The 11,715-nt window shown below is 36.7% G+C and carries 7 protein-coding genes and 1 pseudogene; 5 read left to right on the top strand and 3 right to left on the bottom strand.

The annotated features are described in order from the left end of the window. The first annotated feature begins 27 nt into the window (after positions 1–27). The gene (gene dfrD, locus IGJ20_RS03260) at positions 28–516 is read left to right on the top strand and encodes a trimethoprim-resistant dihydrofolate reductase DfrD (protein ID WP_063844481.1); all 489 of its coding nucleotides are present in this window, start codon (positions 28–30) and stop codon (positions 514–516) included. Positions 517–679: 163 nt separating this feature from the next. Here dfrD and IGJ20_RS03265 read toward each other — a convergent pair. Then, positions 680–994 (bottom strand): annotated as a pseudogene (locus IGJ20_RS03265) (VOC family protein); the annotation flags it as partial. Positions 995–1,159: 165 nt separating this feature from the next. Here IGJ20_RS03265 and queA point away from each other — a divergent pair. Next, positions 1,160–2,191 carry a tRNA preQ1(34) S-adenosylmethionine ribosyltransferase-isomerase QueA gene (gene queA / locus IGJ20_RS03270; RefSeq protein WP_002355747.1) on the top strand — a complete coding sequence of 344 codons (1,032 nt, stop codon included), beginning with the start codon at positions 1,160–1,162 and terminating at the stop codon, positions 2,189–2,191. 344 nt (positions 2,192–2,535) lie between these two features. Here queA and IGJ20_RS03275 read toward each other — a convergent pair whose 3' ends face one another. Continuing rightward, on the bottom strand, positions 2,536–2,841 hold the full coding sequence (locus IGJ20_RS03275; RefSeq protein WP_002355748.1) for a helix-turn-helix transcriptional regulator: 306 nt from the start codon (positions 2,839–2,841) through the stop codon (positions 2,536–2,538). An 821-nt stretch (positions 2,842–3,662) separates the two neighbouring features. On the opposite strand from IGJ20_RS03275, the gene IGJ20_RS03280 reads away from it, so the two are divergent. Continuing rightward, complete coding sequence (locus IGJ20_RS03280) at positions 3,663–6,308, top strand: calcium-translocating P-type ATPase, PMCA-type (RefSeq protein WP_002355749.1); 2,646 nt, start codon at positions 3,663–3,665, stop codon at positions 6,306–6,308. A 333-nt stretch (positions 6,309–6,641) separates the two neighbouring features. Beyond that, positions 6,642–8,648 (top strand): KUP/HAK/KT family potassium transporter, encoded by a 2,007-nt coding sequence (locus IGJ20_RS03285; protein ID WP_002381294.1) that lies wholly within the window; start codon positions 6,642–6,644, stop codon positions 8,646–8,648. A gap of 69 nt (positions 8,649–8,717) precedes the next feature. Here IGJ20_RS03285 and IGJ20_RS03290 read toward each other — a convergent pair whose 3' ends face one another. Then, positions 8,718–9,416, bottom strand: a complete 699-nt coding sequence (locus tag IGJ20_RS03290) for a helix-turn-helix domain-containing protein (protein ID WP_202522354.1) — start codon at positions 9,414–9,416, stop codon at positions 8,718–8,720. A gap of 125 nt (positions 9,417–9,541) precedes the next feature. Here IGJ20_RS03290 and IGJ20_RS03295 point away from each other — a divergent pair, with 125 nt between their 5' ends. Then, positions 9,542–11,686: a heavy metal translocating P-type ATPase gene (locus IGJ20_RS03295; RefSeq protein WP_002368137.1), complete on the top strand. Its 2,145-nt coding sequence runs from the start codon at positions 9,542–9,544 to the stop codon at positions 11,684–11,686. The last annotated feature ends 29 nt before the right edge of the window (positions 11,687–11,715 follow it).

Here is an 11,715-nt window from a genome sequence, read left to right on the forward strand (position 1 = left end):
AATAGGTTAAAAAGGATGTGGTCATTCTTGAAAATTTCTTTAATTGTTGCGATGGATAAGAAAAGAGTAATCGGCAAGGATAACGACATTCCATGGAGAATTTCTAGTGATTGGGAATATGTAAAAAACACTACAAAAGGACATGCAATCATATTAGGTAGAAAGAACCTTCAATCAATCGGAAGGGCTTTACCTGACAGAAGAAATATTATTTTGACTAGAGATAAAAACTTTAACTTTAAGGATTGTGAAATTGCCCATTCAATAGAAGCTGCATTTAAGTTATGCGAAAATGAAGAAGAGGTTTTCATTTTCGGGGGAGAACAGATATATGTTATGTTCTTGCCTTATGTCGAGAAAATGTACGTTACAAAAATTCATCATGAATTCGAAGGAGATACATTTTTTCCAGTAGTTAATTTTGACGATTGGAAAGAAGTATCTGTTGAAAAAGGAATAAAAGATGAAAAGAATCCTTACGATTATTATTTTCATATATATGAGAGAATTCGTTAAACTAACGGAGAACGTTAGTTGGATTGGTTAAAGGCAAATATGATCATATGATCTTCCGCAAAAGGGTGCTTTAGTTGAATAAAACATTATTATTTAATAGAACTTCCAGAAAAATGGAAGTTCTAATTTTTTACCTTATAGCAACAATAAACTTTAACATAGCCTTTTTATTAAATGGAATTTTGTTTTCTGTTAAACGTTGTTCCCAAAAGGAAAGGCTGTTTTGGGGAATTTTTAAGCCAATCGTGGCTAAATAATTTTTTTCTTCATAGCGGTTGCCTAATAAGGGCACGATAAAAAAAGTTACTAAGCTTCCCGGTGTGCCTTGATAATCGCCATAAAAATAATGAGGCATGCGATTGTTGTCTTGATTTACGGTATTTTTGACAAAGCGTAAGCCTAACAATTTTGTATAGAATGATTGGTTTTCTTGACCATGACGCGCTAATAGTGAAACATGATGAAATTGAGCATGCATTTTGAGTTCCTCCTCTAAATAACTATGTATACTTACTTAAAGTAAGTATAGTGCTTCTGACATTTTTTGACAACTATTTAGTTTGATTCAGAAGGCTGACATAGCCAGAAACAAGAAAAAGTGTTAGAATAACCAAGATAAAAACTAGTAGAAAGAGTGACGGAAATGCTAAGTACAGAAGATTTTGATTTTGATTTACCAGAAGAATTAATTGCTCAAACCCCACTAAAAGATCGCGCTAGTTCACGATTATTAGTTGTAAATAAAGAAACAGGGGACATGGAGGATAAACATTTCCATGATATTCTTGATGAATTACAGCCTGGGGATGCATTAGTCATGAATAATACCCGGGTACTGCCGGCCCGTTTATATGGAGAAAAACCTGAAACAGGCGGTCATTTGGAAGTTTTACTTTTAACAAATACAGAAGGCGATACATGGGAAACCTTGATTAAACCCGCGAAACGTGCAAAAGTCGGCACGGAAATTCAATTTGGCGATGGTCGCCTAAAAGCGGTGGTTAAAGAAGAGTTGGAACATGGTGGTCGAATCATTGAATTTAAATATGATGGTATTTTCTTAGAAATTTTAGAATCGTTAGGAGAAATGCCATTGCCGCCATATATCAAAGAACGTCTAGATGACCCAGATCGTTATCAAACGGTTTATGCTGAAGAAAATGGTTCAGCTGCAGCACCAACAGCGGGTTTGCATTTTACAAAAGAACTATTAGAAGAGATCAAAGCAAAAGGTGTTCATCTCGTTTATTTAACGTTACATGTCGGTTTAGGAACATTCCGTCCCGTGAGCGTTGATAATATAGAAGAACATCATATGCATAGCGAATTCTATCGTTTAACTGAAGAAGCGGCTAAGCAATTAAATGAAGTGCGCCAAGCAGGCGGTCGGATTGTTGCCGTTGGAACAACTTCTATTCGTACGTTGGAAACAATTGGCACAAAATTTAATGGTGAAATCCAGGCTGACAGTGGCTGGACCGATATTTTTATCACACCAGGGTATCAATTTAAAGTCGTAGAGGCTTTTTCAACGAACTTCCATTTACCAAAGTCTACGTTAGTGATGCTTGTGAGTGCTTTTGCAGGAAAAGACTTAACATTGGCTGCTTATCAACATGCTATTGAGGAAAAATATCGTTTCTTTAGTTTTGGCGATGCAATGTTTATTAAATAAGCGACACTTTGTGAGCAGAATACTTGGGATTGAAACAAAAATATATTATGATAAACACGTGATTTTTGGAATCACAGTAAAGGTGTGCTTTATTTTTTCTTCCCCTGTAAATAATAAAGTTAGAAACCAAAACGCTACTAGAGCAAAAATGCTTAGTAGACAATCTTAGAATAAAAAGAACGACGCAACCACGGTTGCGCCGTTCTTTTTTTATGTAAGAAAAGATTAATTATTGAAACAACAATACGAAGAAATGCTTTCTTCGTATTGCCGGTACTAAGTTGTACCTCGGCAACTCCAAGTACAATCAGAAAAATTGTCTTGTTAAGTACAGCTTATACTGTTTAGGCTTCTTGTTCTACATCGTCATTCAGTGTTTCTTTGAAGGTGAACACATCATCAATGGTTACGCCAAAGACGTTCGCGATGTCATGCGCAAGAAGTAATGAAGGATTGTACTTGTTTCGTTCCAGCTGAATAATTGTTTGTCGAGAGACACCGACTCGATTGGCCAAATCTTGCTGGGTCATACGAGCCATAGCACGATAAACATGAATTGAACTTTCAAACGAAGATTTTTTCTTTTTTCGCATAGCATTCCCTCCTTTAAAAGAAGATAAAATAGAATGTGCACCTTGAATATAACACATATGATTATTTGATACAAATATATTTTATTGCCTAAAAGAAAAAACCGAGCTTAAATTTAAGCTCGGCCTTGTTAACGGGAGGACATCAATTGGTTGAATAAGTGTTTACATTTCGCGATACATGTAAAGCAAAAGGTGAACGTGATGTGGTGAAACTAAAACCTTGTTTTCATACAGTTTCGACGCTTGGATGGTGGATAACTTGCGTTAGGTGATAACAGATAGGGTAAATGCTTTATAGAAACTCCATCCTTCTATAACCTTTCCCTATTTTCCGATACGAGTTATCACTAACAATTACTCTACACGTATTGTTTACAGGTGAATCTTGCAATTCTAACAACTTTGAGTTTACCGATTTTTATCTACTGAGAAAATCTTCAACCAATTGATTTGCATGTCCTCCTTACACTTAAAGAATAGCACCTTTTGGAAGCGTTTGCAAGTTATAACACTTATTAATAAGATTAAATATAATATTTTTCTGGTTATTTTATAACATGTAAAATAAATAATTGTGCGAACTAAATAACATTGTATTTTTTGTTGTTTTTGTGTTGAATATATAGAAATAAACTATTTTTTATCAGACAAAATGAAAAAAATGTCCATTGCTTTTTGGCTGAATTCGTTTCCTTTTTCATAAAATTCCCATAATTAAATAGAAACATTGCTGTAGCAACAACGAAAATACCAGTTTTTTCTGGACATATGAGAGAACGCTAAGCCAAAGATGAAAAAAGTTGCGTGTTCAAAAAAAATCATGTTATATTTAATAGAGACACTATTATATAGGAAGAAAAAATTAGAGGGGGAATAGGATGGAAGCTTACAAGCAATCTGTCGATACTGTCACAAAAGAAGTTTCAGTCAATACTGAAACTGGTTTAACACAACAAGAGGCCCAACAACGGCTGAAAGAAAATGGCCGCAATCAATTTGAAGAGGCTAAGAAGGATTCTGTGTTAAAGAAATTTATTCACAGTTTATCTGATTTTACGACGATTATTTTATTAGTTGCTGCGGCAATTTCGTTTTATACAGCAATCGTAACAGAACATGGCGAATATTTTGAAGGAATCTTAATTATTGCAATTGTGATTATCAATGCTGTTTTAGCCATTGTTCAAGAAGGAAATGCTGAAAAATCTCTGGCGGCTTTACAAGACATGAACAAGCAAAGTAGTGCAGTCTTACGAGATGGCAAGGTAATCGAAGTCGATGCTGAAGAACTAGTAGTAGGAGATGTTCTAGTTCTTGAAGCTGGTTCAATGATTACAGCCGATGCACGACTTATTCAAGCTTCTCAAATGCGCGTAGAAGAGTCAGCACTAACAGGTGAAAGTGAACCTGTTGAAAAAGATCCTACATACGTGGGGCATGACGATGATGGCTTAGGAGATCAAATAAATATGATTTTCAAAGGCTGTACCGTTGTGAATGGCCGCGGACGAGCAGTAGTAACTGCAACAGGAATGAATACGGAAATGGGTAAAATTGCTGGGTTACTGAATAACAGCGATCAGCAAAAAACACCATTACAAAAACGCTTGAATCAATTAGGCAAACGTATTAGTTTGTTAGCCTTAGGGGCTGCAGCAATTGTTTTCATTATTGGTGAACTGCAAGGAGAACCGCTTCTTGAAATGTTTATGACAGCCGTTTCCTTAGCGGTGGCAGCTGTACCAGAAACACTAACCGTGATTGTAACGTTAACCTTAGCATATGGTGTTCAAAAAATGGCTAAGAAACATGCGATTATTCGTCGATTGCCAGCAGTAGAAACGCTAGGAACTGCGAATGTTATCTGTTCTGATAAGACAGGAACACTGACACAAAATAAAATGCGCGTCCGCCGAGTATGGCATCGTGGTGATGAAGTAACGGATACGGAAGATGCCATGACCGATGAAGCCATGGAAGTACTGAAAATGGCTGCTTTATGTACAGATGTCATTGTGGAAAAAGAAGGCGATGAATTAACTGTTACAGGAAATCCGACAGAAGCGGCAATTGTTCGTGCTGTCGAAGAAAATTATCATACGAAAGAAGAACTTGAAGAAAAATATCCTCGTATTGGTGAAATTCCCTTTGATTCAGAACGAAAAATGATGACTACGGTCCATCAATGGGGGAAAAAGTACATCTCAATTACTAAAGGAGCCTTTGATGTGTTACTACCTCGTTTTGGTTTCGGAGATGTCGATCAAGCGGCTATTGTTAATGATCGTTTCGGAAAACGAGCGTTACGAGTTATTGCTGTCGGTTATGCCGTATATGATGAACCACCCAAGGAAATTACATCGGAGGCTTTAGAAAAAAATCTTCGCTTGTTAGGCTTAATTGGCATGATTGATCCACCACGTCCAGAAAGTAAGGGCGCCATTGCTCGTGCGAAAAAAGCTGGAATTAAAACAGTCATGATTACTGGTGATCACGTGGTAACAGCCAGTGCAATTGCTAAAGAATTAGGAATTTTAAAAGATAAAAGTGAAGCCTTATCTGGTTCAGAACTGAAAAAAATGAGTGATGAAGAATTAGATAAACGGGTTAAAGATTTATCCGTTTATGCACGTGTAACCCCTGAAGATAAAATTCGAATTGTTCAATCATGGCAACGTTCTGGCGCTGTTGTAGCAATGACCGGAGATGGCGTGAATGATGCGCCAGCCTTGAAAGCTAGTGATGTCGGTTGCGCAATGGGGATTACTGGAACAGATGTGGCCCAAGGCGCTTCAGATATGATTTTGACGGACGATAACTTTGCAACTATTGTTGATGCAGTGGCGCAAGGACGTGCCGTGTACCGAAATATTCGTAAAGCCATTAACTTCTTATTAAGCTGTAATATTTCTGAGATTTTTATTGTTTTAATTGCCATGTTACTTGGTTGGGGTGCGCCATTTACTGCAGTTCAACTGTTGTTTGTTAACGTGGTCGCAGATGGGTTACCTGGTTTTGCATTAGGAAAAGAACCAGCGGAAAAAGGAATTATGGATGAGGCACCAATCCCTAAAAACGAAGGGATTTTTGCACGAGGCTTATGGCAAAAGATTGGGATTAATGCAGCAGTGTTCACAGTCATTACTTTGTTTGGTTTTTACCTAGGTGCCTTTGTACCAGGTGTTTCAGCCTATGTTTCAAACAGCTATGAAGTTGGACAAACAGTGGCATTTTTAATCTTAGCTTATTCCTCTATCTTACATGTCTTTAATGTTCGTAGTGCGAACTCTGTTTTCCGTGTAAAATTATCAAGCAACAAGTCCCTCTTTGAAATGGTCGTTTTAGCATTACTAATTACCACAACCATTGCTTTATTACCATTCACACAAGAACTATTTGGATTAGTGCATATTAGTTTAAATCATTGGATGTTAGCAATTTTCCTATCCTTTGTGCCAATTTTCGTCAATGAAATGATTAAGTTCCATTTCTCTGAAGTCGAAGAGGAAGAAGAAGTAATTTAAATTTAACAGGAATAAAAGGAGCTACCTTTGTTCAGAAAATTATCTTAATAGTTAGCAAGTGGGGCAGCAGTCGAAACGACTGCTGCCCCACTTATTTTTGATTTTCCTTTTTTCAAAATAGGTGGGTTTCTTATCTAAGATGAACATTCTCTAATAAAAAGACTTGCTAAACGATTTAAAACGTATTATAGTGAGTAGCATCGTTAGTCAAAAAGCGCTTTTTGACTAATGAAAAAGATATATAAAACGTTATATAATAAAGAGTTTTAAAAGTTTTTATGGAGCTGTTGGTTAAACTAAACGAAGTCATTTCTTTTGTAGGAGGAAAGTATTGTGTTACACAAAGCAGAGGGGTTTGATCGTCGGAAATTTACGATGGCAGGGATCTTAGTTGCCATGGGCGTTGTCTATGGAGATATTGGAACGAGCCCTTTATATGTAATGAAAGCCATTGTAGGAGATAATGGTGGCTTGGCACGGGTTTCTGAATCGTTTATTTTAGGTTCGGTCTCATTAATTTTTTGGACATTGACTATCTTAACCACGATTAAATATGTTGTTATTGCTTTAAATGCTGATAACCATGGAGAAGGTGGGATTTTCTCTCTTTATACATTGGTTCGTAAAAAAAGTAAGTATTTGATTATTCCCGCAATGATTGGCGGCGCCGCTTTACTGGCTGATGGCGTTTTGACCCCAGCTGTGACAGTGACGACAGCGATTGAAGGCTTACGGGGGATTCCGGCATTTTTTGAACGTTTTGGCAATGACCAAACGATTATAGTGGTTATTACGTTGACGATTATTTTAATTCTTTTTTCTGTTCAACGATTTGGAACAGAATTGGTCGGGAAAGCTTTTGGGCCGATTATGTTCTTGTGGTTTACTTTTTTAGGCATCATTGGTTTAATGAATTTTAGCCAAGATTGGACGGTTATTCGTGCATTAAATCCATATTATGCTTTGCAATTACTAGTCAGTCCAGAAAATAAATTAGGTCTATTTATTTTAGGGAATATTTTCTTGGCTACAACTGGTGCTGAAGCTTTATATTCTGATTTAGGGCATGTAGGAAAAATGAATATCCGCATTAGCTGGCCGTATATTAAGATTTGTTTGATTCTTAATTATTTAGGTCAAGCTGCGTGGTTGTTAACGGTCAAAGAAAACCCTGAAATGCAAGCATTAGCTGAAATTAACCCATTTTTCCAAATGATTCCACGAGGTATTCTCGTATTTGGCGTTGTTTTTGCAACAATCGCCGCAGTGATTGCTTCACAAGCGTTAATATCAGGTTCGTATACCTTAGTTTCTGAAGCGATTAAATTGAAGTTATTACCAAGACTTAAAATTATTTATCCTGGGAGCAATATCGGTCAAATGTATATTCCAGCGGTAAATTTAATTTTGTGGTTAGCTTGTTCAGCAATCGTGCTGGCTTTTAGAACATCGACACACATGGAAGCTGCGTATGGTCTATCGATTACGATTACGATGTTAATGACAACCATTTTATTGTTGTTTTATCTTTTGGATAAAATTCCAGCTTGGTCTGCGTATCTAATTTCCTTGTTCTTTGCTGCCATTGAAGTTGTCTTTTTCTTTTCAAGTGCTGCGAAGTTTTTCCATGGTGGATATGTTGCTGTGGGAATGGCAGTCTTCTTGTTATGCATCATGATTATTTGGGAACGCGGCAACGAGATTAAGGAAGCGACGGCGGAACAAGTGTCGTTGGAAAAATATGTACCACAACTTAAAGCTTTGAAAGAAGATACATCTGTACCTATGTATCAAACCAACGTGGTCTTTTTAACCTCCGATCGAGTGGATGGCGAAATTAATCGTAATATTATTTATTCGATTTTGGACAAACAACCAAAACGAGCGAATGTTTATTGGTTTGTTAATGTTCAGGTAACAGATGAACCCTTTACTCAAGAATATTCTGTTGACATGCTAGGAACTGATTTTATTGTGCAAGTTCAGCTATATTTAGGCTTCCATATTTCTCAAGAAGTGAATGTATATTTAAGACAAATTGTTCATGACTTGATGAAAACAGGCCGCTTGCCAAAACAGCCACAACGTTATTCATTAACGCCAGGGAGAGAAGTTGGCGATTTCCAATTTGTATTAATTCAAGAAGAATTATCTAACGTTTCTGAACTGAAAAAATGGGATCGACAAATTATGCAGGCAAAATTAGCTATCAAAAACTTAACTACCTCTCCTGAAAGTTGGTTTGGCTTGGAATACAGTGAAGTCAAATATGAATCCGTTCCTTTAATCATTGGCCCACAACGGAAAACGCACTTAGTCGAACGAAAGAATCGTTCATAAATAGAAGAAATTTAACTAAAAGATTGAGCCTAAGTCCTTGAGATACATGGCTCAATCTTTTTTGTAGAATCAGAGTAAATACTGTAATTCCACAAATAATTCATTTAAAAGCGTTTGGTCTTTAAAGGAATTCATCCGCTTAAAGATGGCCAGTAAGACTTCTTTTTGAGGTTCAGTTAATTGATCTACTTTTAACAAAGGAAGAAAAGCGATAATCAGAGAATAATCCAATTCTGGATTTTGAGAATGTGTAAATAATTCATGGAGTTCTGACAAAATAAACGGATGATAATAAGATTGGTCAGACTGTTCTTCTGCAGTTGTTGGTTCATAAATAGAAATACTCTCTTGGGAATGAGAGGGGGCTTCTACTGTTAAAGGAAAAGCATAAAAGGACTGCTGTAACTTTTGCGCTTGAATCATAATTTTTAAGGAATCGTGATAGGATAGCTGTTCTTCAGATAAACGTCCCATCAACTGAGTAAAAAAAGGTGGTTTTAGCAGTTGTTTATTTTGAAAATTTTCTTTTAATAGCTGGCGCACAAATCGATCGAAATCACCATAAAGTAGCCAATCTACTGTTGTGTCACAGGCTTTAGCGATTTTTTTTAAGTATCGTTTATTGGGTAAATTCAAACCTAGTTCCCAGTTACTAATTGTACTTCCACTAGATAAACCAATTTTATTGGCTAAATAACGTAAAGTGTACTTCTTCTTTTTTCGAGCTTCACGCATGCGCGCCCCGACTTGCTTTGTAGTAATTTTCATTGAAACACTCCTTTTGTAATAAATATGAGGATAAGGTGTTCTTAAAATATACATACGCAAAATTCGGCTCTTTTTTTTTCTAAACTAAAAAAAGTAATTATTTCTAACAATTTTCATCTTGTGCTATGCTTAAGATGAAAATACTTAAGAAGAGAAGGGATCATATGTCAGCAAAACATAATCATGAACAACACCAGGAAAAACAGCCAACAATGTCCCACGATAAAATGAATCACATGAATCATGATATGGCGCATGAACAAATGGCTATGTCACACCAACATGAAGGAATGAAGGGAATGGACCATTCAATGCATATGGGGAATTTTAAACAAAAATTCTGGCTGTCATTGATTTTAGCTATTCCGATTATTGTTCTTTCACCAATGATGGGTTTTCAATTACCTTTTCAATTTACTTTTCCAGGTTCTGATTGGTTGGTCTTAATTTTAGCAACTGTGCTATTTTTTTATGGTGGACAACCATTTTTAAGTGGCGCTAAAATGGAATTACAGCAAAAGAGTCCAGCAATGATGACGTTAATTGCGATGGGGATTTCGGTATCATATTTTTACAGCTTATATGCGTTTTACATGAATCATTTTACGAATCAGGACCACGTGATGGACTTTTTCTGGGAATTAGCCACTCTGATTGTTATTATGCTTTTAGGCCATTGGATTGAAATGAATGCTATTTCTAATGCTGGTGATGCCTTGAAAAAAATGGCTGAACTGTTACCTGACACAGTCAAGCGAATGACTGAACATGGGGAAGAAGAAATTCCTTTGCAAGATGTCCAAGAAGGCGATCGCTTGATTGTTCGTTCGGGAGATAAAATTCCGACAGATGGTAAAATTTTGAAAGGAAGCACAACAGTCGACGAATCGATGGTTACAGGGGAATCAAAAACAGTAGAAAAAAACATTGGCGACTCCGTGATTGGTGGAGCTGTCAATGGCAACGGAATGATTGAAATTTCAGTAACTGGCACGGGTGAAAATAGTTACCTGTCAAAAGTTATGGAGATGGTTAAACAAGCGCAATCGGAAAAATCAAAACTAGAATCCATTTCAGACCGTGTAGCCAAGTGGTTATTCTATATTGCCTTATTCGTAGGTGTGTTAGCATTTATCGGTTGGTTACTCGTAACGAAAGATTTGTCTCTAGCATTTGAACGAATGGTTACAGTTTTTATTATTGCCTGTCCCCATGCGTTAGGCTTAGCAATTCCTTTAGTGATTGCTAGAAGTACCTCCATTGCTGCTAAAAATGGCTTACTTTTAAAAAATCGGAATGCATTAGAACAAGCCAATAAGGTTGAATATGTGTTGCTGGATAAAACTGGAACTTTAACAGAAGGACAATTTACAGTTACTGGCTTAGAATTAATGAGTAAGCAGTTTACTAGAGAAGAAGCACTTAAATATATTGGGGCATTGGAAAAAAATGCAAACCATCCGTTGGCAATTGGGATCATGAACTATTTAAATAAACAAGCCGTTCAACCTTATGAAGCCCATAATCTGCAAGCTTTATCAGGCGTAGGTCTAGTTGCTACTGTTCAAAACCAAGAAGTCAAAATAGTCAATGAAAAAGAAGTTGCACGGTTACAGTTAACCTTCGATGAAACAATTAAAACAAACTATCAAGAGCAAGGAAATACCTTGAGCTATTTAATCATCGCTGGTCAATTAGTCGCACTGCTTGCTTTAGGAGATAAAGTCAAACCAGAAGCTAAAACATTTATTGCAGAGTTACAAGCTCAAGGAATTACGCCAGTCATGTTAACAGGGGATAATCAAACAGCCGCCAGTGCAGTTGCTAATTATTTAGGAATGAAGGAATACTACGCAGAGCTCTTACCAGAAGATAAAGAAAAAATTGTGCAACAGTATCTTACTGAGGGGCATCAGGTCATGATGGTAGGAGACGGTATTAACGATGCACCAAGTTTAGCCCGTGCTTCAATCGGCATTGCGATAGGCGCTGGTACAGATGTAGCAATTGATTCGGCAGATGTTGTACTGACGGATAGTGATCCTAAAGATATTTTAAGGTTCTTAGATTTAGCCAAACAAACACGACGTAAAATGATCCAAAATCTTTGGTGGGGAGCTGGGTACAATATTGTCGCCATTCCTTTAGCGGCTGGGGTTCTTGCACCAATTGGGATTGTTTTAAATCCAGCTGTAGGTGCTGTCTTGATGTCATTAAGTACAATTATTGTAGCAGCAAATGCTATGACACTGCATATTTCAAAAAAATAATTCGATATAATTGTAGAGAGCGGAAAGTA

This window comes from Enterococcus sp. DIV0294, from assembly GCF_050558155.1.
Classification (GTDB): domain Bacteria; phylum Bacillota; class Bacilli; order Lactobacillales; family Enterococcaceae; genus Enterococcus; species Enterococcus faecalis.